Annotated in this window: 15 protein-coding genes; 6 read left to right on the top strand and 9 right to left on the bottom strand. The window is 51.4% G+C overall.

Features of this window, described 5'->3' with window-relative positions; genetic code table 11:
• Positions 1-73: 73 nt before the first annotated feature.
• The 3 genes from CCY01nite_RS19685 to CCY01nite_RS19675 form a co-directional block, all read right to left on the bottom strand.
• The gene (locus CCY01nite_RS19685; RefSeq protein ID WP_146865401.1) at positions 74-1285 is read right to left on the bottom strand and encodes a FecR family protein; all 1212 of its coding nucleotides are present in this window, start codon (positions 1283-1285) and stop codon (positions 74-76) included.
• A gap of 82 nt (positions 1286-1367) precedes the next feature.
• The gene (locus CCY01nite_RS19680) at positions 1368-1961 is read right to left on the bottom strand and encodes an RNA polymerase sigma factor (protein WP_146865399.1); all 594 of its coding nucleotides are present in this window, start codon (positions 1959-1961) and stop codon (positions 1368-1370) included.
• A 101-nt stretch (positions 1962-2062) separates the two neighbouring features.
• Positions 2063-2521, bottom strand: a complete 459-nt coding sequence (locus CCY01nite_RS19675; RefSeq protein WP_146865397.1) for an Lrp/AsnC family transcriptional regulator — start codon at positions 2519-2521, stop codon at positions 2063-2065.
• Positions 2522-2836: 315 nt separating this feature from the next.
• Between CCY01nite_RS19675 and ppsA the strand changes: the two genes are divergently transcribed.
• On the top strand, positions 2837-5287 hold the full coding sequence (ppsA, locus tag CCY01nite_RS19670) for a phosphoenolpyruvate synthase (RefSeq protein ID WP_146865395.1): 2451 nt from the start codon (positions 2837-2839) through the stop codon (positions 5285-5287).
• A gap of 107 nt (positions 5288-5394) precedes the next feature.
• On the opposite strand, the gene CCY01nite_RS19665 is transcribed toward ppsA, so the two are convergent.
• On the bottom strand, positions 5395-6321 hold the full coding sequence (locus tag CCY01nite_RS19665; protein WP_146865393.1) for an NADP-dependent oxidoreductase: 927 nt from the start codon (positions 6319-6321) through the stop codon (positions 5395-5397).
• Between the two features lie 105 nt (positions 6322-6426).
• Here CCY01nite_RS19665 and pdxR point away from each other — a divergent pair, with 105 nt between their 5' ends.
• Positions 6427-7974, top strand: a complete 1548-nt coding sequence (gene pdxR / locus CCY01nite_RS19660; RefSeq protein WP_146865391.1) for a MocR-like pyridoxine biosynthesis transcription factor PdxR — start codon at positions 6427-6429, stop codon at positions 7972-7974.
• On the opposite strand, the gene CCY01nite_RS19655 is transcribed toward pdxR, so the two are convergent.
• The 3 genes from CCY01nite_RS19655 to CCY01nite_RS19645 all read right to left on the bottom strand — a co-directional run bounded on the left by CCY01nite_RS19655 (position 7922) and on the right by CCY01nite_RS19645 (position 13834).
• The gene (locus CCY01nite_RS19655; protein WP_146865389.1) at positions 7922-9046 is read right to left on the bottom strand and encodes an efflux RND transporter periplasmic adaptor subunit; all 1125 of its coding nucleotides are present in this window, start codon (positions 9044-9046) and stop codon (positions 7922-7924) included. The two genes, pdxR and CCY01nite_RS19655, sit on opposite strands and share 53 nt — an antisense overlap.
• A gap of 2 nt (positions 9047-9048) precedes the next feature.
• Positions 9049-13374 carry a CusA/CzcA family heavy metal efflux RND transporter gene (locus CCY01nite_RS19650; RefSeq protein ID WP_146865387.1) on the bottom strand — a complete coding sequence of 1442 codons (4326 nt, stop codon included), beginning with the start codon at positions 13372-13374 and terminating at the stop codon, positions 9049-9051.
• Positions 13375-13435: 61 nt separating this feature from the next.
• A complete protein-coding gene (locus tag CCY01nite_RS19645) occupies positions 13436-13834 on the bottom strand; it encodes a hypothetical protein (protein WP_146865385.1) in 399 nt (132 codons plus the stop codon).
• A gap of 54 nt (positions 13835-13888) precedes the next feature.
• Between CCY01nite_RS19645 and CCY01nite_RS19640 the strand changes: the two genes are divergently transcribed.
• A complete protein-coding gene (locus CCY01nite_RS19640; protein WP_146865383.1) occupies positions 13889-14953 on the top strand; it encodes a flavin monoamine oxidase family protein in 1065 nt (354 codons plus the stop codon).
• Between the two features lie 76 nt (positions 14954-15029).
• Positions 15030-15383 (top strand): DUF2200 domain-containing protein, encoded by a 354-nt coding sequence (locus tag CCY01nite_RS19635; protein ID WP_146865381.1) that lies wholly within the window; start codon positions 15030-15032, stop codon positions 15381-15383.
• A 130-nt stretch (positions 15384-15513) separates the two neighbouring features.
• On the opposite strand, the gene CCY01nite_RS19630 is transcribed toward CCY01nite_RS19635, so the two are convergent.
• Together CCY01nite_RS19630 and CCY01nite_RS19625 are read right to left on the bottom strand one after the other, a co-directional pair.
• Positions 15514-16200, bottom strand: a complete 687-nt coding sequence (locus CCY01nite_RS19630; RefSeq protein WP_146865379.1) for an SH3 domain-containing protein — start codon at positions 16198-16200, stop codon at positions 15514-15516.
• Between the two features lie 43 nt (positions 16201-16243).
• Complete coding sequence (locus CCY01nite_RS19625; RefSeq protein WP_146865377.1) at positions 16244-18724, bottom strand: alpha-L-rhamnosidase-related protein; 2481 nt, start codon at positions 18722-18724, stop codon at positions 16244-16246.
• A 124-nt stretch (positions 18725-18848) separates the two neighbouring features.
• Between CCY01nite_RS19625 and CCY01nite_RS19620 the strand changes: the two genes are divergently transcribed.
• Positions 18849-23726, top strand: coding sequence for a PKD domain-containing protein (locus tag CCY01nite_RS19620; protein WP_307726087.1), 4878 nt, complete (start codon positions 18849-18851; stop codon positions 23724-23726).
• Positions 23727-23828: 102 nt separating this feature from the next.
• The gene (locus CCY01nite_RS19615) at positions 23829-24263 is read left to right on the top strand and encodes a DoxX family protein (protein ID WP_146865373.1); all 435 of its coding nucleotides are present in this window, start codon (positions 23829-23831) and stop codon (positions 24261-24263) included.
• The last annotated feature ends 55 nt before the right edge of the window (positions 24264-24318 follow it).

Genomic DNA, 24318 nt, shown 5'->3' with positions numbered 1-24318 from the left:
TGGCATGTCCGCTGTATGCAGGCGGAAACAGATACTCTCTGGTTGATAAAATATTAAGTCGCTGGTTGTTTTTTTATTCTGGCAGTACGATAATTTTTTTCCCCTCTATTTTGAAATGCGCACCGGAGGCTTCAAGTATTTTTAATACCTGGAAAGCGTCATGCGTTCTTGAAATTTCCCCGCTGAATCTCATGTCCGTCACCTTGCCCTGGAATTCCACGGTTACATCATACCATCGCTCCATTTGCCGCATGATCGTTGGCAGGTCCGTTTTGTCAAAATGGAAGAAGCCTCTTTTCCAGGCCATTACGGCCTGAATATCTGCATCAGGTACGAGCCTGATGGTCCCGTCCTTACCTGACCGCACCTGCTGGCCGGGTTGCAGCAACTGCCGCTTGTTATCCTTTTTAAACTGAATGGCGCCTTCCAGCAAAGTGGCCATCAAAGCGGGCTCATCCTCGTACGCATTCACATTGAAGTGCGTTCCCAGCACTGCGATCTCTGTGTTGTCAGTAATTTTTACCCGGAAGGGTTTGGTTTTGTCCGGCGCCACTTCAAAATAGGCTTCCCCTTTCAATATGACGGTCCTCTCCTTGTGTTCAAAAGCGACCGGGTAACTAAGGGACGATCCTACGTTGAGCCACACCCGTGTGCTGTCGGGCAGCTTCATTTCAATTACTTCACTGCCTCGCGGGTTGGTTAAGGTGTTCATTCCCGCCCGCGCCGTATGTACAATATCTGTGGTATCGCTGCTATATTCATAAGCGATCCGCCCATTGCCCAGTTTCAGCAGTTTAACCCGCCCCTGAATGGCCAACTGGCCGTTATTGACACTATCCAGGTATACATCGCTCCCGTCTGCCAGGGTCAGTATTGCCTTGTTCGTTTGCGGCGACGCAACCATGGCTACCTGCCGGGGATCAATTCCCTCCCTGCCTGTATTTTTCTGTAACGCCCAGAACCAGGCCGCCAAACCCAAAAGCCCGGCCAGGCAAGCCGCTGCCAGCCATCGTAACCTGAAGGTCCTGCGATCGTTCGCCGGCGGCAGCGCGCTTTGCGGTTCCCCGAACTGCAACCGCGCCAGGATTTTCTCCCGGACCTTTTCTCCGTCAAAATCTTCATGCACGGCTAAAGATCTGTCCGCGTAAGCACTTGCCAGAAAATTATCCAATTCCTCATTGGAACCGGCTGCCGACATCAGGTCACCCAGTTCATGCACCTCCGCAGGACTGATGGTATCCTTCACAAATTTCTGAAGTAAGGTTTCAAATCTTGAGTTTGCCATATTCTATTTCTTAAAGACGGGAAAAAAAGCAGGGCTAAGACAAGAAAATAAAAAAATTTGTTCCGGTTGACAAATAAAGTACTCAGCGAAGGGACAAAACAGCCAACGCTGCAATAACGAGGCGATCCCCCGCATGGGTTTCCATATATTTCCGGATTTGCTGCAGGGCACGCACCACATAGGTTTTGGAAGATACTACTGAAATGCTCAACCGGGCTGCAATCTGTTCGTGGGTGAGTCCCTGTTGCCTGCTTAATGCAAACACATCTTTTACTTTACCGGTCAGGGAGTTGACGGCCTGCTCCATAACAGCTTTCAGCTCGTTCAGCTCCAGCTTTTCCTGCGGCGTTTGTGTGGTAACCTGGAAATACTGTATCAGGAAGTCAATATTAGACGGATCAAACACCTTTTTCCGCAGATGGTCCAGCACCAGGTTTTTCGATAAAATGTAGAGGTAGGAAGCGGGGGTCTTCACATCCCCGAGTTTCGAGCGGTTTTCCCAGAGCCTGATAAATATCTCCTGCGAAAGGTCCTTTGCCTGCTCCGGATTTTTTGTCAGGTGTAAACTGGTACCATATACCTGGGGCCAATAGTGATCAAAAACCTGCCTGAAAGCCTGTTCATCATCATTTGCAATCCTTGCAAACCAGTCTGTTTCAATATCACTTTGTGGCATATGCGGGTAGCAGAAGTGAATTAATGCCCCGAAAAATATGTTTAATATTTCATTTCGCCAAGCCTGATGCTGACTGATGATTTATATTGGTGGACATCGCCTTATATTGGATAAGCAGTGTCACTTTTTGTTTCAGACAGCACAAAAAAGCTTTGTACGGTGGTGATATTGGGCAATGTTGCCAGCTTCCTGTAGAAGATATGGTAGGCGTCCATATCCGTAGTGGCGATGCGCAGGATAAAATCAAACGTCCCGGTCATCTGGAAACATTCCATCACCTCGGGGAATTTCACCACTTCTTTTTCAAACGAGCTCAGGGTATTGGCCGAATGGTCCTTCAACAATACATGGCTGAAAGCGATCAGACTTTTGTCTACCTTCTTCCTGTCCAGTATCGCAACGACCCGCCTGATGTAGCCCTGTTCCTTCAGCCGCCTGATGCGCTCGTGGATCGTGGCGACGGATTTGTGGAGCTTGTATGAAATTTCTTTGTTGGTCAGTTCTGCATTCGTTTGCAGCAGCCGTAAGATCTCAATGTCAGTATGATCAAGGTCCATCATCGTTCAAAATATTAAGGAGCGAAGCCCGTAAGAAATTCGGTGTTTTGTTAAGCGGGCAGGCTTTTTTGCTAAAACAAACCTGCATTTAGCAAAAAACCGGAATTTTTACGGTTTTTCCATGAATCACGCTTAATATCAAAAACATTTTTGAATTTCGATTGAAAATATTTCAGGCGTAAGGTAATATTTTAAAAATATTTGCCGGCAAAAACCAACCATTAGTTTTTTTGATCACCATCATATACCAACCATTCACCCTTCAAGAGTTCCCGTAGCCGGGAACTCTTGATTCCAACACCAAAACAATCACCTGACATGAACAAGCATTATATTATGCCGCTTGAAAAAGTGGGCATAGGAGATATCAGCCTGGTAGGAGGAAAAAATGCTTCCCTCGGAGAAATGCTTCAACATCTGACAAAGATCGGCATCAAAATCCCGGACGGCTTTGTGATCACCACTCACGCCTACGATGAATTCATCAGGCACAACGACCTTATTGCAAGAATACAGGCACTGGTTAAAGAGATTGACTACAACCAGGTGGAGTCATTAAGGCGGGCAGGACTGTCCGTCAGGAACCTGGTCAGGAACGCGCGCTTTCCCACACACCTGTCGCAGCAGATCATTGACGCCTATACGGCACTTTCTGCCCGGTACGGCCAGGACATTACAGACGTGGCCGTGCGTTCTTCGGCCACCGCGGAAGATCTGCCGGACGCCTCTTTTGCCGGCCAACAGGAAACCTACCTGAATGTAAGAGGGCCGGCCGCACTGGTAGATGCCGTGCGCAACTGCTTTGCCTCCCTGTTTACGGACAGGGCGATCTCCTACCGGCAGAATTTTGGATACGACCACTTTACGGTAGGTCTTTCCGTTTGCGTACAAAAAATGGTACGCAGTGATCTGGGCGCAAGTGGCGTTGCCTTTTCGCTGGATACGGAATCAGGGTTCCGGGATGTGGTGGTGATAAACGGCTCATACGGACTGGGAGAAATGATCGTGCAGGGAGCCGTATCACCTGATGAATATGTTGTGTTCAAACCCGCACTCAAAAAAGGGCATGCGGCATTGATCGAAAAAAAGCTCGGGGCCAAAGACAAGATGATGGTCTATGGTGATGATGCCGATGAAAGGGTCAGAGTGATACCCACCGAACGCGCCTTTCAGCATCGTTTCTGTCTGAAAGACAGCATGGTCCTGCAGTTGGCAGGCTGGGTGATGAAAATTGAAGATTATTATTGCAGTATAAAAGGGACCTGGACGCCAATGGACGTTGAGTGGGCCATCGACGGGATCAGTAAAGAGCTGTTCATCGTACAGGCACGGCCGGAAACTGTTCACTCCCGGAAGAACAATAACAAGTTCATTGACTACAGGATCAGTGATGAATCGAGAGGCGATAAAGTACTGGTAAAAGGGATCGCTGTAGGTGATAAAATTGTCAGCGGCAGGGTGAACATCCTCTATTCGCTGGACAAAAGAGTGCTGGAAGGAAACGAATTCAATGAAGGAGATGTGCTGGTCACTGATATGACCGACCCGGACTGGGAACCCATCATGAAAAAAGCATCCGCGATCGTTACCAACAAAGGAGGCAGGACCTGCCATGCAGCCATCGTTGCAAGGGAAATGGGATTGCCGGCGATCGTTGGCTGCGGGAATGCCACCGAACCGTTGCGGGACGGGCAAACCATCACTGTAAGCTGCGCGGAAGGTGATGCAGGCTACGTTTATGATGGAGCGATCAGGTTCGTCAGGGAAGAATATGATCTGGACAGCCTGCCTGCTATCAGCACCGACCTGTTGCTGAACGTGGCCTCCCCTTCCATGTCGTTCCAGTTCGCCCATTTGCCCAACAAAGGTGTAGGTCTTGCCCGGGAAGAGTTCATCATCAATAACTATATACAGATGCATCCCCTGGCTTTGCTGCAGCACGAGCAGATAAAAGATGCTGAATTGTCGGAACAGATAAAAGCAAGCATCGCCGGTTATGAAAATGAAGAGGACTTTTTTGTGAACAGGCTGGCATGCGGAGTTGCCAAAATTGCCGCGTCTTTCTATCCCAATAAAGTCATTGTCCGCTTCTCGGATTTTAAAAGCAATGAATACTACAATCTTTTGGGAGGAAAGTATTTCGAACCGAAAGAGGAAAACCCGATGATCGGCTGGCGTGGCGCTTCCCGCTATTATTCCGATGCCTATAAACCTGCATTTGGCCTGGAATGTAAAGCGATCCGGAAAGCCAGGGAAGAAATGGGATTGCACAACATCGTTATGATGATCCCGTTTTGCAGAACCGTAGAGGAATTACTGAAGGTCCGGCATACAATGGAGGAGTTTGGATTGATCAGGGGAGAAAATGGCCTGGAGCTTTATTTGATGGCTGAACTGCCATCCAATATCATTCTTGCCGATGAATTCGCGAAACATATTGATGGATTCTCGATCGGCTCCAACGATCTCACGCAATTGACGCTTGGACTGGACCGTGATTCGTCCCTCGTAGCTCATCTTTATGATGAGCGGAACCCGGCCGTGAAGGAAATGATCAGGATGCTGATCAGGACAGCCAAAAAGAATGGGGTGAAAGTAGGGATTTGCGGGCAGGGGCCGTCGGACTACCCGGATTTTGCGCGGTTCCTGGTAGAAGAAGGTATTGACAGCATTTCCGTTACGCCCGATTCCATTTTCAAGACCATCCATGCTATTGCTGCTATTGAAAAGGAATTGAGAGAGAAAAAACAAATTGTTTCAGCAATATAAGATCAACCTCCGGATACTGGTGCTGATGTATGTTTGACACACTGAAAAGGCCTCCTGTGAGGTCTTTTCAGATGCAAGCTTCCGCTCAAATCTATTTTCCTTATATTTTATGGGCGTACGCGGATGATCGTTTTTCCTTTTACCCGCCTGGTTGAATTGAAGGTAGCAACAGCGTCGTCGAGGGTAGAGATGGCGCCAATATGCGTCCGTAAGCGTCCTTCGCGCAGCCGCTGAACGATCCCGCTCAGTTGGGTGCGATCGGGCATAACAACGAAGTCGACCGTCAGGCCGTCAGCGGGCCGTACGTCGGTGGGGCCGGTGATGGTGACCAGCGTCCCTCCCGCGCGAATCAGGCCCGCAGACCGTTTCGCGATGTCGCCACCGAGAACGTCGAACACCAGGTCAACCCCGCCGGCATCTTCCAGAACATCGTTTTCGAGGTCAACAAACTCCTGCGCGCCGAAGTCGAGAGCCGTCTGACGGCCGTCGGCACGCCCGGTGCCGATGACGTATGCGCCTGCCTCGCGTGCGAGCTGGACGGCCATCGAACCAACAACGCCGGCCGCACCGTGCACAAGAACGCTCTGCCCTGCACGAAGCCGGCCGTGTTCGAACAGCCCCTGCCAGGCGGTAAGGCCCGGCATCACGAGGGCCGCGCCTGCCGTGAAATCAACGTCGCCCGGCAACGGTGCGAGGTTGCGTGCCTCAACAGCTACATACTCCGCCAGCGTGCCGTCGCGGGTCCAGTCCGTAAGACCAAACACCCGCTGCCCGACTGACAATCCGGTTGTTCCATAGCTAAGCGCGGTGACCACTCCGGCCAGCTCATGGCCGGGAATCGAAGGCGTCCGGTCACGGCCAAGCCGGTCAATCCAGGTCGAAGGCCATGACAGCTCATCCCCCGTGAATCCTGACGCATAAACCTGCACAACAACATCGCCGTAGTTAGCGCCTTCCCCGTTCGGCTCCGGCCGCTCTACCAGCTTCATTCCGGCTATTCCCGCAGCCTGGTCTGTTACAATAATCGCTTTCATAACATACCTCCTTTTTTGATTTTTTAATCTTGTATCGTGAAGTAAAACTAGTTTTAAATTTGGTTACCTTAATGGTCCAATTTCAAAATACCAAGGGGTCCAGTTATGATTAAAAAATTCCTTGAGATCTCATTTAAAAAAGACGGGCAGCACAGTCCTTTATACCTGCAACTGGAATCGGAAATTATCCAGCTGATCTGCCGCGGCGTTCTGAAACCAGGTCAGGCGCTTCCATCCTCGCGTGAACTGGCGCAGAGCCTGAAAATCAACCGTAAAACAGTGGTGGCGGCTTACGAGGAACTGGGCGCGCAGGGCTGGGTGGAAAGTAAGGATAGAAGCGGCATGTATGTTTCCAGCCATCTTCCTGATACTTCCGTTCGTTCAACGCATCAAAACAGCAAAAAGCTGATGCGTAGCCGGCAACCCGGCTATCCATTCATAACAAAACGGCCTTCTAACGGAGCAACCAGCACAGATTCAGCAGCGCGGCCGCCGTTGTATAAAATCGATGACGGTTTCCCTGATCCAAGAATTGCCCCGATAGAGCAGCTGGTGCGGGAATACAGAAGATTGGGCAAAAGCCGCTTAACAAATCAGTTTCTCATGTATGGCCCCGAGCATGGCTCCTATCGCCTCAGGGTTGAACTTGCCAGATTTCTAAACCGTACCAGGGGGATGCAGGTCACTGAAAAAGAAGTGCTGATAACCAAAGGGACGCAGATGGCCATCTATTTAGCTACGCAGCTGCTCGTCCGGCCCGGAGACATTGTATTTGTACCGGAGCCAGGTTACCTGGATGCGAATCAGGCCTTTAAGCAGGCAGGCGCCAATCTGGTATTCATTCCGGTAGATAAGGATGGTATGGATGTAAACAGGATCGAGCAGTTGTGCAAAAAAAAGGCGCCCAGGATGATCTATATTATCCCCCATCACCACCGGCCTACCACTGTTACCCTGAGCGCGGAGCGGCGCATGCGGCTTATGAGCCTGGCCGCCAAATACGGATTTGCATTGCTGGAAGACGATTACGACTTTGATTATCATTTTACGAGCAACCCTCTTTTGCCTTTGGCAAGCGTGGATACGGACGGACACATTATCTATGTAGGCTCTTTTTGCAAAAGCATTGCGCCCGGTATCCGGATCGGGTTTATGGTGGCCCCGGAAGTGGTAATAAATGAAGCTGCCGCCCTTCGCAAACTGATAGACCGGCAAGGGGAACAATTGCTGGAAGAGGCGACTGCCGAACTTTTGAGTGCCGGTGATATTTCCCGGCACATCAAAAAGTCCCACAAGATCTACCAGGAGCGATTGGAAAATACCTGCCGGCTGCTTCGGGAGCAGCTGGGAGCATATTTAACGTTTGACAGGCCGAACGGCGGATTGGCCATTTGGGCCACCTACAAAAAGCATATAAGCGCCAGCGCAACCGCCCTGAAAGCAGGAAAGCTGGGATTGAAGATCAGTGATGGCAGGAATTATTTTTTCCAGCCTGGTACTTCCAGGCCACATGACTTCATACGCATTGGTTATTGTTCTTTGGATGAAACGGAAATGGCCGCTGCAATTCAAATATGGAAGCAGGCGCTTGCTCCTTACACTACTCCCCCGTATTCTTCAACTGCATCAACAAAGCATAAGCCCCTGAAATAACAACCTTCCTCCCTTCCAGCCCACCGGAAATGATCACCGTTTTCCCATCATTTACCTGCCCCTTTTCCACCGGCGTCATGCGGAATACCCGCTCGCCTTCCTCCACGAACACATAATCCCTGTTCTCAAAATTTACAATGGCCTCATCGGGCAGCACCTTCTCCCTGCTGTCGTTCAACCGGATCTCCGCGTTCATGTACATGCCGGGCACCAGGCCTTTGTCGTATTTTTCAAAGTGGCAGTGCACTTCGGCGCTCCGGTTCTCGTTCAGGGAATGGCTGATGAGAATGATCCTGGTATCATATTTCTGGTTGGGCTTCGCGTTCGTGAAAACGGTGGCATGCTGTCCGATGGATAGCTTACCGAGGTCTTTTTCGTACACGGTCAGGTTCAGGTGGATGTCTTCCGGGTTTACCAGTTCGAAGATCACGTCGGATGGCGTTACGTATTTCCCGATGTTGACGTTCACTTTATTGATGTAACCGTTGATAGGCGAATAGATATTTATCGTCCGGGAAATATTGTTTTCGGTGAGGCGGTCCGCGTTGATGCCGATCAGCGCGAGCTTGGCGGCAAGGGCTTTTGTGGCGATGCTGACATCCCGGTATTCGCTTTCCGCCTGCTGCAACACCTTGTCGCTGCTGGCTTTGCTACTGTTGAGGGATTGCTGGCGCTCGTATTCTTTCATCGCATATGCCAGCCGGTTTTTCGCGGAAAGATATTCCTGTTGCAGCTGAATGAACTGCGGATCTTCCATCACGGCGATCAGCTGGCCTTTCCGCACGTGCGTGCCGGGCATCATACCGGTGGATTTGAGGTATCCGCCGAGCGGCGTGCTAACAGAAACGAGGTTCTGCGGCGGCACGTCCACCTGTCCGCTTACCCGCAGGATGCTGCTGATGCTCTCTTCGGTGAGCCTGCCTGTTTCCAGGTCGATGTTTTTAAGCTGTTCCGGCGTCAGTTGCACGAGGCCGGTTTCTGTTGCAGCAGGCTCCTTTTCTGCTTCCTGCGGAGCCTTGCTATTGCAGGCGCATAACAAAACACAAATATGGAAAATGATGGTACGTTTCATGATTATTTGGCTAAAAGATAATTCAGGTGAATGATGCTGTTGTTCAGGTTTTTGACGGCGTCGAGATAATCGAGCTGCGTGTTGAGGGATTGCTGGTTGAGAACGGTCCATTCCAGGTAATTGATTTCGCCTGCCTGCAATTGCCGGCTCAGCGTGGCGGTGATCTCCAGTGCGTTCCTCAGCGCGCTTGCTTCGAAGTCGGCGACGATCTCGCGGTATTGATGCACCCGGGCCGATGCGGAGGAGAATTCCGCCTCAAGGGCGCGCGCCTGGTATTCGGTTTCGTTCTGCGCGATGCGCCGGGATGTTTCTGCCGACCGTATCCTGGCTTTCTGCGAACCTGTAAAAACAGGCACCGCCAGTCCAACCTGGAATGACTGAAACCGGTCGCTCCGGTTATACTGCACCCCGTCCCGTATGCTCAGGTTATTGTATCCCGCGCTCAGCTCCGGGAGCAAGCGCGACTTTTCCACCAGCACGGTCATTTCAGCGGCTTTCTCCCGTTGTTGCTGCCATTTCAGCAAAGGATGCGCGGCCAGCGCGGAGGTGTCCGGCACGGGGGCTTCCAGCTTGAAATCCACCGAGGCGGGAATACGTTCCTCTTCCGTATTGAGCAAAAGCATGAACTGCTGCTGAAGCTGCACACGTTCCTGCCGGATGCTCTTTTGCAGCATCCTTATCTGCAGCAGCTGGTTTTCCGCGCTGGCTTTTTCCAGCATGTTCGTTTCGCCCGCCTGCAGCCGCAATCCCGCCACCTTGAAGAATGCGCTGTAAGCGGTATCCATTTTGATCAGCAACGCTTCTTTTTCGGACAGGAGCCGCAATTCATAAAAAAGCGCCGTCGTCAATCTCCTGATCTCTGCTTCCTGCAGCTCCGTTTCCAGCAAAGCAACTTTCCATTCTTCCCCCAACTGGCGGCGCTGGCGGCGGTAAACAGTAGGCAGGCTAAAGCTCTGCATCACCGATATCCTGTCATCGGAAAGCGGGCTGTTAAATTTGCCGTATTCCGCGCTGACAACAGTTTTGGGCAGGTCTACCCCGGTACCCATCAATTCCCGCGCACGCGCTGCCCGCAATTTCCTGTTCTGCATCTGTAAATTATTGGCTACCGCCGAATCCAGCGCTTCCTCCATTGAAATGGGCTTTTGCGCGAAGGCCGGCGTGGCGAGGAAAAGCAGGATCGCGCCGGCGGCGAATTTCCCGGGCCTGATCCGGATGCCCCGTTCAAAAGCAACATACAGGATCGGCAATACGAACAGTGTAAGCAAGGTGGCGATCATCAAACCGCCTATGACCACAGTTGCCAGCGGCCGCTGAACGGACGCTCCCGCGCCGTTGCTCAAAGCCATCGGCAGAAAACCCAGCGAAGCAACGAAAGCGGTCATCAATACCGGTCTTAAACGGGTGACCGTTCCCCGTACAACGATCTTTTTCATATCCTTTTCCCCTGCTTTTTTGATCCTGTTAAATTCCGCTACCAGTACGATGCCGTTCAGCACCGCAATACCGAACAAGGCGATGAACCCAACACCCGCGCTGATGCTGAAAGGCATTCCCCGCAAGGCCAGCAGGAAAATGCCGCCGATGGCGGACAAAGGGATGGCGGTATAAATGAGCAATCCGTATTTAATGGAGTTGAAGGCGAAATACAGCAGGAGGAAGATGAGCACCAGCGATACCGGTACCGCGACGGACAAGCGGGCCTTGGCTTCGTTCAGGTTCTCGAACGATCCGCCGTAGCTGATGGAATATCCCGTGGGCAGCTTCATGCCGTTTTGCACCTTCCGCTGAAGTTCTTCCACGATACTTTCCACATCACGGCCACTCACGTTGAAGCCTACAAGTATCCTCCGCCGGGTGTCTTCCCGCTGTATCTGGCTGGGGCTGTCGGTCAGCTCCACCGAGGCTACCTGGTACAGGGGTATCTGCGTTCCCGCCGGCGTGGGTATCAGCAGGTTTCTTACATCGCGGATATCGGTACGTTGCTCGTTCTGCAAGCGTACTACCAGTTCGAAGCGCTTCTCGCCTTCGAAAACAAGGCCCGCGCTCTGCCCCGCGAAAGCGGCGTTTACGTTGCGGTTGATATCCGAGATATTTAGTCCGTATTGCGCAATGGCCGCACGGTTATATTTAATGACGATCTGTTGCGTGCCGGTGATCTGCTCCACATACAGCTCCGTGGCGCCGGGTACCGACCGCACGATATTGCCAAGCTGCCGGGCATATACGCCCAGCGTGTCCAGGTCTTCCCCGAAGATCTTGCATACCACGTCCTGCCGCGCGCCGGTCATCAATTCGTTGAACCGCATCTGCACAGGGAACTGAAAGCTAGTGGTCACGCCCGGCACTTCAGCAGCGGCGGCGCCCATTTTCTCCGAAAGCTCATCGAATGAACGGGCGGATATCCATTCCCGTTTGGGTTTGAGATTGATGATCATATCTCCCATATCCATCGGGAGCGGTTCCGTGGGTACTTCACTGCTGCCGATCTTGGTAACGATATTCCTGACCTCCGGGAAACGGCTTTTCAGTATCCCCGCCACCTTTTGTACGTTGCTGATCGTTGTATGCAGATTGCTGCCGGAAAGCACCCGTGTTTCCACGGCAAAATCGCCTTCCTCGATGGAGGGGATAAACTCGCCGCCCAGCCGGGTGAGCATGAACACGGCCACCACAAACAATACCGATACGGCCGCTACGATGATTTTGGGCATCGCCAGCGCTTTGGTGAGCATGGATCTGTAACGCGCTTCCACACGCGCCATAATGCGGTCGGAAAGGTTCTGTTTCGTCTTGACCTTCCGGCTCAGGAAAACGGCGCTCATCATGGGAATATAGGTCAGGGAAAGAATGAACGCCCCCAACAACGCAAAAGCCACGGTCTGCGCCATCGGCTTGAACATCTTTCCTTCAATCCCCTGTAAACTGAAGATGGGCAAATACACGATCAGGATGATGACCTGGCCGAACACGGCGCTGTTCATCATTTTGGAAGAAGCGCTTTTGACTTCCTGGTCCATGTCTTCCCGCGACAACATCGTCATCCCCCCAAATCTTTTGCTGTGGCTCAACTGATGCATGACCGCTTCCACGATGATAACGGCCCCGTCCACGATCAACCCGAAATCCAGCGCCCCCAGGCTCATCAGGTTGCCGCTGACGCCGAAAAGATTCATCATGATCACCGCGAACAACATCGACAGCGGTATGACAGACGCTACCAGCAAGCCGGCCCGCAGGTTCCCGAGAAAGATCACGAGCACGAACACAACGATCAGCGCACCTTCCATGAGATTCGTTTCCACCGTACGGATGGCGTTAGACACCATGTTCGTCCGGTCCAGGAACGGCTCTATCACCACACCTTCCGGCAAGGTTTGCTGAATTTCCGCCACCTTTTCCTTGATATCTTCAATAACTACGTTGCTATTCGCGCCCTTCAGCATCATCACGATCGCGCCCGACACTTCCCCTTCATCATTATAGGTCAATGCTCCGTACCGCGTAGCGGCGCCGGTTTTCACCTCCGCTACGTCGCGTATCAGCAAAGGCGCGCCGCCCGCAATATTCCTCACCACAATGTTCTCAACATCCTCTTTGGTGCCTATCAGACCTTCGCTGCGGATATACAACACGGTGGCATGCTTTTCTATGTAAGAGCCGCCGGTGTTTTCGTTGTTGGTCTCCAGCGCTTTGAACACATCGACAATGGTGATGCCGTGCGCCTGCAATTTACCGGGACTTACCGCTACGTGGTATTGCTTCAGCTTGCCGCCAAAGCTGCTCACTTCCGCCACGCCCTTCACGCCCAGCAGCTGGCGGCGGACGATCCAGTCCTGGATCGTTCTCAGTTCGGTAATGTCGTATCGGCTTTCGTAGCCTTTCTCCGGCCTCACAACGTACTGGTAAATTTCACCCAGTCCGGTGGAGATAGGCCCCATTTCGGGTTTCCCGATACCGTCCGGTATCGTTTCCTGTATCACGGCAAGCCGTTCGGATACCTGCTGCCTCGCCCAGTAAATGTCCACGCCATCGTCAAAAACAAGCGTCACCAGCGAAAGACCAAAGCGGCTGTAGCTGCGGATCTCCGTGATGCCGCCAATATTGCTGCTGGCCTGCTCCACGGGAAAAGTAACGAGGCGTTCGATGTCCGTTGCCCCATAAGAAGGCGCCACGGTGATGATCTGTACCTGGTTATTGGTAATATCCGGTACAGCGTCTATCGGCAACCTGAATAATTCGAAGATGCCATAAATAATCAATGCGATGGTAAACAACGCAATAACGAGTTTATTCCTTACGGAAAAACCGATAATTCGATTTAACATTAAAATGCAGTTTGATCAATCCGGAAATAAGGACAGGTCAGGCATCATAGATGGCCTGGCCCTAAGCAATGATGGATGATCCGGACCTGGGAGGCTGCCAGATCCTGCTGAAGTTGCCGGAGGGGATGAATTGATCGTTCTTTGGGAAAAGTACGTCCTTCACGACCGACATCACCGGTCTTTTCAGGTTGATGGCGCAGGAAGGAGGAATAGCGGGACTGCTCATGACGGTTGAATCTACCTGTTTGAAAGGTAGCTGATTGTCCCTCTCCTGATCATTGTCGGTATGGGGCAGATTATTATAGTGGTCAACAAGATATTGGGAAAAGGTAATGGAATGGTTTAATTGCCTGTGTTCATTGTAGTGCTGGATGAGCACAGGGAGCTTGGCTATTTCCCTCAGCTCCGTGCTGGAAAAGGCATAGACGGCAAACAATATGAGCGCAATCCATTTTTTCACAGTGGCAAAGGTAAAAAATATCATCGGTTTTGATAACTAACTTATTTTCGCGTCATGGAATCTACGGCGCAAGTAGTGGTAATCGGAGGAGGGCTGAGCGGCCTGTACCTTTCTTACCTGCTCAACGGACAGAATATTGATTACATCCTCCTGGAAGCCGGCTCCCGGCCGGGCGGAAGGATACATACGGTAACGGGCCCTCTGAACACGCCCCTGGAACTCGGAGCTACGTGGTTTTCGGACATTCACGTACATCTTATTGCCCTGATCAATGAACTGGGGTTGACGAAATATCCGCAGTTTTCGCACGGGATGTCCCTTTTTCAAACAAAATCTTTCGAACCGCCGCAAAAGTTCTTCGTGCCCGGATCTGATACTCCCTCCTACCGTGTTCAGGGCGGCACAGCAAAACTGATAGATTCCCTTTGCGAAAAATTGCCGGAACAAAGGCTCCGGTTAAATACGGAGGTGTCTGCCATTGAGGATGCGGGGAACAGGCTGAAGATAAGCACAACGCAGGGTGAAACATTTTACGGGAGCAAAGTGGTGATCTGCATGCCGCCACAGCTGGTTTCCCGTAAAATTCAATTCAGCCCGGCCCTGCCGGGGGCCTTGCAGGAAGTAATCGGAGCAGTCCAAACCTGGATGGCCGGAGCGCTAAAATTCACGCTGGAATACCACACTCCTTTCTGGCGGAAGAACGGCTATTCCGGGATGCTCTACAGTCACGCCGGCATCATCATGGAAATGTATGACCATACCAATTGCGAAGAAACAAAATTCGGGTTTACCGGGTTCCTGAACCCCGGTGCAGCCGCTTATACCCCGGAGCTCAGGCAGGAACTGGTGCTGCAACAGCTTACAACGCTGTTAGGTGATGAAGCCGCCAGGCCGTCTGCCTATTTCGACAAGATTTGGAATGATAAATTCATACAGGACGGTTCACCGGTTATCCAAAGACCGCATCAGCATCACGGACATCCTCTGCTGCAACAATCGTATATGAACGGAAGGCTGCTGTTTGGCGGTGCGGAAACATCGCCTTCTTTCGGAGGGTATATGGAAGGGGCGGTTGTATCGGCGCAGCAGGCATTCCATACTTTAAAAGGCGGCATTTGATTCCATCGCAACATTTCGTAATTTAACTATCCATGAACAGCGAAACAGCGCTTCCATCACCATAAAAACAACTAAAATGAATAATAATACAGCGAGAGTTTACAAGATGGCCTTTGCCAGTGTTTACCCGCATTATATCCAGAAAGCGGAGAAAAAAGGACGCACCAAAGCGGAAGTAGATGAAATTATATTCTGGCTGACGGGATATAATGAAAAGTCGCTGAAAAAGCATCTCGATAATAAAACCAATTTTGAAGATTTCTACGGTCAGGCGCAGATCAACCCCAATGCTTCAAAGATCACAGGCGTGATCTGCGGCTATCGTGTGGAAGAAATAGAAGATCAATTAATGCAAAAGGCCCGTTACCTGGACAAGCTGATAGATGAACTGGCGAAAGGAAAGGCGATGGAGAAGATTTTAAGGAAGTGAAGGCGTTATTTGCGTCTAATTAAATGCCACGGTAAATTCCACAGAATCCCCCGGCTTAATGCTTTCATGGTGGTTACAATGCAGTAATGGCAATGTGATGAATGCGCATTTTGACTGATGAATGAACGTATTAAAATCCATAAACGACCAATCTGTCTTTATACACGCCTTTCTCCACCCTCCACAACACTAAATATCCTCCCGCACCATCACTGTTCATCATTTGTATATAAAATGTATCGCTTACTTTATCATAGTTTACCACTGCATTGTAAATACCAGGCTCATAAAGCCCATCCAATGCAGATTTCGGCAATTCCAAAGTCTTTTGTCCTGTCCGGATTTCAATTTTTTCAAATTGCCTTGTTGGCATCCCGCCATCAGTTCCCCAATATCTTTGATTGTCTATCAATTCAATTTGGTCAGGATAATCTTTTATGTAGGTAAACTTATGCTTCCTCTTGTCAAATGCGGACTGTGAAATAGTTATTGCTATGTCTTCCTTCTTAAGGACTATTTTATTTTCAGACTCCTTCGTGATGGGAATTTCCGGAAAATCTGCAATCAATTTATACCTGTCCTGATAAACATAGCCATTCAGTTCCTTCGCCGCTTTTGTGTAGTCAATATTTGTCCAATTCCCTTTTTTCTCGAAGCAATAGATCAAATGCCCATTTTCCAGCTTATCAATAACTTTGCTGTTCTGCTGTCCATCTGCTCTGACATTTAAAAACCCGTCAGCGTCTGAAACAATAGCGAACTGTCCAAAAGAGTGCAGGAAGCAAATCAAAAGGAAAACGGTCAAGGGATATTTCATTGTGTGGTATTTGGCAATTACCGAATATACACAATAAACACATTTAGTTCTGCAAACGTGTTACCGTAATAACACCATCGGCGCCGGTATGCTGCCATACATCAATACTCCCCTCTTTCGAAACCCGGAGCTTCCGGCGGGAACCATTGACAGACAAATAATACATTGCCCCCGGCGTAAACCCGTTCAATGAAATCCTGTGCCGCCCGCTTTCTTTTATCGCAAACCGGACCTCCTGTTCATCGAACCGCTGAACAGACAGGCTGATAGCCTTTCCCGAAGCAACAGATAAGCACACGGAATCCTGATCACCAGGATAAAACCTCACCATCCCCTTTCCCCCGCTTACGCCAAAAGTGGTATCAAAGCTCACCGCGTAAAAAGGAGATACGACTTGGTAACTATTTTCATCCAGCCAGACGTTATAATCGACATTCCGTAACGGGTATGTGAAACTTGTGCCATAGAGCGACGGCGCCAGATTCGGCGCAATTACCAAACGGTTCCAGCGGGGCTGTATGCCGTAGATATCGGAATACAGCGCGGTAATGCCGGTGCAAATCCCGGAAAGGATATCGGTGCCTAATCCCTCTTGGGTGGTTCTGCTGTAACGCTGTGAAGAAAGCCCGTCCTTTTCGTATTGATCTAAAAGATGGTTGATATATTTTAAGGCAAGCTGCTTGTCGTAGTGGATGTAAGACTTTACACCGATATAACCCCAGGTAGGGAAAATATCCCCATTCTCATACCTGGGAAACGGCCAGTTACCGCCGGACACTTCTTCGCGTTTGAAAGAATCAAAACACAAAGGCCAGTGAAACAGGTTTTCCGCCGCCGTGCGTTCTTCGATCTGCTGTATGATGCTTTGAATCCTTTCCTTATCATCACACAATCCGGATGCAATAGCCATGAACTGAACGGGCGTTACAAGGTTATCGCCATGCACGGAACCATCGTTATCCCTCCAATAGACGAACTGTTTCTTTGCATCAGACCAGAAGCCGCCTGCTTCAACGGGTTTATTGAAGGCTTCCTTCAGGCGTTGGGCAATGGTTTCATATTTGATGGCCGCCGCTGCATTTCCCAATATCCGTTCGCAGGAAGCCCATTTTACCAGCGCGTCATACATCTGTGCGTTTACGAAAGCGTTCTCGAAAGATGCCCATACAATATCGATCCAGTCGCTGCATTTGGCTTCGCTGATATTATTGTTCATCATCTCGAAGATGCCGTTGTGATTGCTATCCCGGCGTATCAGCCAGTCCAGCGCCTTGCGGCAGCTGTTCTGATGGCCGTTCAGCCAGGCTACATCCCCGGTAAGATTGAACAGCTCACTTACGTTGATCACGTACCCGGTTTGCGAATCGATCGTGTATCCCCACATCGCTTCATAATAACCGGTTTCCGCATTAAAGGTGCCGGCTATTTCGTCACCGGGGGCGTTATGCCAGCGGGACAGCACGCGGCCGTCCGGCAGCATCGCCTGATCCCGCTCCTGGTTTAAGGTGGAAGCAAGGTTATTGGTATAATTGCTGTCGGCAACGGCCAGCGCTACCTGTGCAAAGAAAGGTTCATGCAGGCATTTCCAGTTGGTGATCCATCCGTTACCACCCACGATGTTATTATCCACCACACCGTATCTTGCCGTCGTATTCAACAGCTCCCGTACCGCTGCCGCATTGATGTTTTGCAGGTTTCCCCTGTCGTAAGCCTTGAAATAATCCACATAGCTGATGGTGAAATGTGCAGCGGCGGTACCTTTTTCTACCCTTACCGGGGCAAAAACATCCGGCCGGGCATGCACAAAGCGGCTGAGATGATGCCGTTGTTTCACAGGTTGGGCGCTGACGATCTGTGTGCTGGTAAATTCTCCTTCCGCGCTGTGCGAGTATTTTGTGGCGATCTGATGGCCGTTCAATGCTTTTGCCTGAACAGACAAGGCTTCGCCGGTTTTATCGTTCCAGAAAGTGGTGCCGCCGGTATGTACGCCATAGGTGTCATTGATCGTATGCAGGTACTTGCACCAGACCATGCCGCCGTTATCAATGATGCCTCCTTTCCAAACAGAAAGATTGTCAAAATTCCATCGGGGGAATGCCATGTCTTCCAGCGTATATGCATCAGGGTAGTTTCGTTCGAGCTGCCATTCTATATCGTTCTTATTCAATGTAAATATCCATGTTTCACTAACGTCACCGTAATTGATCTTTGTTATGCTGACGATATTCCGGTTGATCTTAACGGCGGGAGTTGTGACGGTTTTTTTTGACGTATAGGCAGATCCGTTGGTGGTGAAACCGGTATAGACTCCGGAGGGCGATAATTTATTCTTCCCTTTTACCAGCAATTGAGAGATGTAACATCCTATTGAATAGTCGATGACAAGTGCTGAAAGCCCCTGCTGGGTGACGATGGTGATGGTTTTATTTAGCTGATCATGTACGATGCCGTTCTGCGGAAGATCATTGGAAAAGCATTTTGTTATGTATAAAAAGCTCGTTAATAACGTTATCACTATTCTCATGTGGCCATTTGATTTTTTGATGACTAAAATTAAAAACCGGCGCCCAATCGGGTTTGTGTTTAAAGGCTTATTTTTTGTACAATTTGACATTATATACGTATTTTTCGGCGCCAATTCTTATCTCATGTCCCTGTATCGCAAGGCAACCCCAGGCGTTGTCCTCACCTGTACCATGTTTTTCATAGCGCTTTTGCTGAATGTTTCCGCCCGCGCGCAGCTGAAAGCGGACTTCACCCCCAGTAAAACCAGTGATTGCGAAAGCCTGATCACCAAATTCAACGATAACTCCACCGGCAACCCGGTTTCCTGGCAATGGAACCTGGGCAACGGCGCTACGTCCACAGAGCAAAGCCCCAGCGCTTCCTACACGGCTCCCGGCACCTACAAAGTAACGCTGACCGTGAAGAACGCCGCCGGCACTACCAGCACCGCGGAAAAGACCGTGACCGTATGGGAAAAGCCCAAACCGGATTTTTCCGCCAGTCCCGCCAAAGGCTGCATTCCCCTGAACGTTACTTTCACGGACAAATCGAACCCTGTGAGCGGCTCCATCACCGCCTGGAGCTGGGATTTCGGAGATGGCACTACCGGTTCGGGCAACAGCCCTGTACATACCTACAATGATGTATTGTCACCCACCGTTACCCTCACCATCACTACCAGTAACGGTTGCACGGCATCCAAACAACTGGGCAATATTGTGGATGCGGCGGCTTCCCTGAAGGCCGATTTTAATGTGTCCGACAAATTCCTGTGCACCGCGCCCGGCGCGCTGACGGTGACCAATGCTTCCAGCGGTCCCGGTAATCTCACCTACGCATGGGATTTCGGCGATGGCGGCACCGCCTCCGGCGCCAGCCCCGCCCCGCATAACTATACCGCCAGGGGCGTTTACAAGGTAAAGCTCACGGTTACGAGCGACAAAGGGTGTACCGCTACCAAAACATCGGAAGATATCAATGTAGCTAACTTTAAAACGGATTTCCAGCTGCCGGCCAGCATCTGCGAAAACAGCTCCACCTCGTTCAACGCCGTCAACAGCCCACAGGCCAACAATATTACCTGGAGCGTTGACAAAGGTTACATATCCGGCTACGGCACAACGGCCTACTACTCTCCCGCCGGCGCCGGCACGGTAAAAGTGACCATGATAGCGGATTACGACAAATGCAAGGAAACCGTGACCAAGGATTATGTGATAAAACCTGCGCCACAGGCGGGCTTTGAAACCGATCAGCAAGCGATCTGCGATGTGCCGGCTACCGTAAAGCTGACAGACAAATCGCAGGGCGCCACCAGCTGGAGCTGGAGCTTTGGCAACGGTCAATCGTCTACCCAGCAAAACCCTTCCGTTACTTACAACAGCCTGGGATATTTCACCATAAGGCTCACGGCCGCCAATGCATCCGGCTGCTCCAGCGTATCGGAACATTATATCAGTGTGGTGAAGCCGGAGGTCTATGCCTACGCAAGCGTTGCCGAGGGCTGCGAGGGACTGACCACCTCTTTTTCCAGCTATGTCAATACCGGCGACGCCATTGCCAGCTATGAATGGGATTTTGGCGACGGCAGCCCCAAATCAACAGAGGCCACCCCCTCACATACCTATAACAAGGAAGGCGCTTATGCCGTGAAGCTCACCTACACCACCACCAATGGTTGTAAAGGAACAGTGGGCCTGTATTCCTTCAGCACCATCCGGGTGTACAAAAAACCAACGCCTGATTTTTCATCCCCACAGGCGCCCCAGGTCTGCGGCAACAACTGGGTGCAGTTTAAAGGCACAACGGATGTGGGCAACTCCTGGCACTGGAATTTCGGGGATTACACGTACGACTATACGCAAAATGCGGCGCACAGCTACCGGGAGCCGGGCACTTATACGGTAAGCCTGACGGTTTCCAATAACAGTTGCAGCGAAACAGTCACCAAAACGGCGTACATCACAGCCGTGAACCCTTTCCCGCGCTTTGCCATGCAGGGCATCGACTGCGACAACCGCACGGAGATCAGCTTTGAAGATCATTCACTGGGTACGATTACCGGCTGGAAATGGAGTTGGGGAGACGGAAAAGAAAATGCATACACGGCGGCAACAAGCCCCGTCAGTCACAAATACGACAAAACCGGCGCATACAAAGTAAAGCTGACCGTCACGGACGGCACCTGCACCAGTTCCGATTCCATGAACATCAACGTGTACGCGCCATCGCCCGTCACCATTACCACAGACAAAACAATGCTGTGCGGCCACGAAACGCTCAAAGCCAGCGTAACGGCTATCGACAGACCGATATACGATACTTATTATTTCCGCTGGCTCTCATCAGACGGTACTTCCCCCTACTGGGACTACTACAATTATCAGCACGCTACCTTCACGAACCTGCTGCCGGGTAAAGACACTATCCGCTTCGTAGCCTACAATCTGCAGGGGTGCCCGGACAGCAGCAATAAAGTAGCGGTGGACGTGCACGGGCCGGTAGCGAAATTCCTTTCTCCACCGGTGCTGGAATGCCGGGGCACGGAGCTTACGTTCACGGATCAGACGGACGTTTCCAAAGGCAAGCCCATCAAGACCTGGTCATGGGATTTTGGCGATGGCAACGGCGCCACGGCATTTACCGCGCCACCTTTCACACATACCTATCACAAGTCCGGCTACTTCTATCCAACACTGACGGTAACGGATGAAGACGGCTGCACCAGCACCGTCAACAACGGCTATCTGCAGGTGAACGGCCCGAACGCGGACTTTACGCCCAGCACTACGCTGATACCGCCGGGCGGCGATATATGGTTCTATAACAATACCAGTGAAACGGGCGGCTACGCCACGTACCAGTGGGATTTCGGGGATAATACTTCCTCTACGGATTACAGTCCGTATAAAAACTATCCGGATAAAGGCGTGTACATGGTGAAGCTGCTGGTGAAGGACGATAATGGTTGTGTAGACAGCGCGAAGAAGCAGATCAAGGTATCCAGCGTAAGCGCGGGCTTTACGGTCACCACATCCTTCGTGAACAACAGCGGCTGCCCGCCGGTGATCGCCCGGTTCACCAATACTTCCGTGAACTACACAAGTTCCTACTGGGATTTTGGCGACGGCAGCTTTTCCACCATCAGCAATCCTTCTCATACTTACACCTACGCGGGAAAGTATAAAGTGACGCTGAAAGTGGTGGGCGATGCCGATACGGAGGATATATACGAGGAAGAAATAGAAGTGAAAGGCCCCTACGCCACTATCACCACTTCCGCCAACGGCGGCTGCCTCACAAAAGAGATCGAGTTCAAGGTAGAGGCCTTGAATGCGACCAATTTCGCGTGGGACTTTACAGATGGTATTGTGATGGAAACCACGGACGCCACCATCAAACACACGTTTAAAAACCCGGGCATTTACAAGCCGCGCCTTATCCTCTCTGACGCGGCGGGCTGTAAAGGCACTGCTTTCCTGGACGAGCCTATTGTGATAGACAAGCTGGATGTACAGCTGACCGCTACGCCGGAATTTGTATGTGATGAAGGCTGGATCGCTTTTGCGCCAACCTTCAACAGCTATTCCATCGATGAGCTGCAGCAGGAGGCGGAATACAAATGGACATATGACGCGGGGCTGCAGGCGGAAGATGACGCCACTGCCACGCCGCGCTTTTTCCTGGATCAGCAGCAAAGCTATGATTTCACGCTCACCACAACTACCGCTTTCGGCTGTACGCAAACGGTGACCCAAACGGTGCATGCCTATCCCGCGCCTCTGGTGTCCGTTAACGGGCCGTTGCAGGCTTGCCAGGATGCTGCCGTAAGCTTCAGCGGGGAAGTGAGCAACGTGAATGATGTTACCTGGCGATGGGATTTCGGCAATGGTCAAACCGGCGATGCGCAGCAACCGGCTGACCAGACCTATAACAAAACGGGGCCGCAGGAAGTAAGGCTCATCGTCACCAGCAAGGACGGCTGCGCCGATACAGCGCTGCATAACATGCACATCCTGCCTGAGCCGGTGATCAACGCCGCTGCAACATCTAACGTTGTATGCGCGGGCAGCAGCACCACATTGAGCGCAGGCGGCGGCATCACGTATCAATGGTCACCGGCGGCGGGCCTCAGCGATCCGCAGGCGCCAGACCCGGTAGCGGCCCCGATGGCCAACACCACTTATGCCGTGACCGTAACGGATGCCAACGGCTGCAGCAGCACAGATGAAGTAAGCATCCGCGTGGCGCAGCCATTCCGGATACAGGCCACGCCGGACACCATCATATGCCTGGGTCATGCGCTGCCATTACGGGCCTGGGGCGCGGACCACTATGTATGGAAAGGCGAAGGGCTGGATGATGTAAACCATCCTTCGCCACATGCCACTATCCATGCGCAGGGCAACTATACTTACGAAGTAACCGGTTATGATGCGGACGGCTGCTTTACGCATGATACCTCGCTGGTAGTGAGCGTGCACCCCTCGCCCACCATCAATGCGGGGCCTGACCAAACAACGATGGCGGGCATGCCCGTAAAGCTGGGCGCACTGGGGAGTCCGGATATCATCAGATGGAGGTGGACGCCGGCGGACTACCTCGATTGCACCACCTGCCCCGCACCGAAAGCCCTGCCCAACCTCACCACCAGCTATACCGTGGAAGTGGAAAACCTTTACGGCTGCAAGGCTTCGGACGAAGTAACGGTGCACATCGCCTGCGACAAGGGCGCGGTGTTCCTGCCGACGGTCTTCACCCCCAACCGGGACGGACAGAATGACTGGTTCTATCCCAAAGGGCGCGGCATCAAAGAAGTGACATGGATGCGCGTTTATGACAGATGGGGCACGCTGGTGTTTGAAAAAACGCATTTCCCGATCAACACGCCTACCGCAGGCTGGGATGGCACCTGGAAGAACAAGGTGGCGCCGATGGGCAACTACGTGTATGCGATAGAAACGGTGTGTGAGAATGGAACGGCCTTCCTGTTCAGGGGTACGGTGATGGTGATCAAGTAGCCTGTCGCAATCTCCCCCTCAAATTGTCGTATTCCGGCATGACCGCTTTCATGGAAGAGCAATAGTTTTGTATTCAACAAACAAACCTAAAAATCATCAATCATGAAAAAGAATAAGATCATCTTCTGGATTGCTACCGCCATTATCGTATTATGGGACGGCGTAATGCCCGGCCTTACTTCTCATACCCCGCTCGCTGTGGAAGCGATCAGGAAACTGGGGTATCCCGATTATTTCAGGGTAATGCTCACCGTATTTAAAGTGGCCGGCGCCATCATCCTGATGCTTCCTATGGTTCCTCCCCGCGTGAAGGAATGGGCATATGCCGGCTTCGGCATCAGTCTTATCTGCGCTTCTGCAAGCAATGCCGTGGTATATGGCTTCGGCAGCTTTGCCATCTTCCCGCTGGTGATCATGGCCATACTGGTGGTGTCTTACATCTACTATCACAAGCTGCTGGATGCCGGCGCCTTCAGCCGTGGCCGCAGCCGCGTGGCGCACAGCGGTTTCGGCAACACAAATACAGCGCTGCAGTAAAAGACAGTAATCTTAATAAAGAGGGTATCTCCCATGCAGAAGCCGGGAGATACCC

Source organism: Chitinophaga cymbidii (assembly GCF_007992715.1).
In the GTDB taxonomy this organism is placed as follows: domain Bacteria; phylum Bacteroidota; class Bacteroidia; order Chitinophagales; family Chitinophagaceae; genus Chitinophaga; species Chitinophaga cymbidii.
This window is presented reverse-complemented; position numbering and strand designations above follow the sequence as displayed.

Excerpts from the sequence above, each read along its gene's own strand:
- CCY01nite_RS19685 (WP_146865401.1), bottom strand. The coding sequence starts at position 1,285 with ATGGCAAACTCAAGATTTGAAACCTTACTTCAGAAATTTGTGAAGGAT.
- CCY01nite_RS19680 (WP_146865399.1), bottom strand. The coding sequence starts at position 1,961 with ATGCCACAAAGTGATATTGAAACAGACTGGTTTGCAAGGATTGCAAAT.
- CCY01nite_RS19675 (WP_146865397.1), bottom strand. The coding sequence starts at position 2,521 with ATGATGGACCTTGATCATACTGACATTGAGATCTTACGGCTGCTGCAA.
- ppsA (WP_146865395.1), top strand. The coding sequence starts at position 2,837 with ATGAACAAGCATTATATTATGCCGCTTGAAAAAGTGGGCATAGGAGAT.
- CCY01nite_RS19665 (WP_146865393.1), bottom strand. The coding sequence starts at position 6,321 with ATGAAAGCGATTATTGTAACAGACCAGGCTGCGGGAATAGCCGGAATG.
- pdxR (WP_146865391.1), top strand. The coding sequence starts at position 6,427 with ATGATTAAAAAATTCCTTGAGATCTCATTTAAAAAAGACGGGCAGCAC.
- CCY01nite_RS19655 (WP_146865389.1), bottom strand. The coding sequence starts at position 9,046 with ATGAAACGTACCATCATTTTCCATATTTGTGTTTTGTTATGCGCCTGC.
- CCY01nite_RS19650 (WP_146865387.1), bottom strand. The coding sequence starts at position 13,374 with ATGTTAAATCGAATTATCGGTTTTTCCGTAAGGAATAAACTCGTTATT.
- CCY01nite_RS19640 (WP_146865383.1), top strand. The coding sequence starts at position 13,889 with ATGGAATCTACGGCGCAAGTAGTGGTAATCGGAGGAGGGCTGAGCGGC.
- CCY01nite_RS19635 (WP_146865381.1), top strand. The coding sequence starts at position 15,030 with ATGAATAATAATACAGCGAGAGTTTACAAGATGGCCTTTGCCAGTGTT.
- CCY01nite_RS19630 (WP_146865379.1), bottom strand. The coding sequence starts at position 16,200 with ATGAAATATCCCTTGACCGTTTTCCTTTTGATTTGCTTCCTGCACTCT.
- CCY01nite_RS19625 (WP_146865377.1), bottom strand. The coding sequence starts at position 18,724 with ATGAGAATAGTGATAACGTTATTAACGAGCTTTTTATACATAACAAAA.
- CCY01nite_RS19620 (WP_307726087.1), top strand. The coding sequence starts at position 18,849 with ATGTCCCTGTATCGCAAGGCAACCCCAGGCGTTGTCCTCACCTGTACC.
- CCY01nite_RS19615 (WP_146865373.1), top strand. The coding sequence starts at position 23,829 with ATGAAAAAGAATAAGATCATCTTCTGGATTGCTACCGCCATTATCGTA.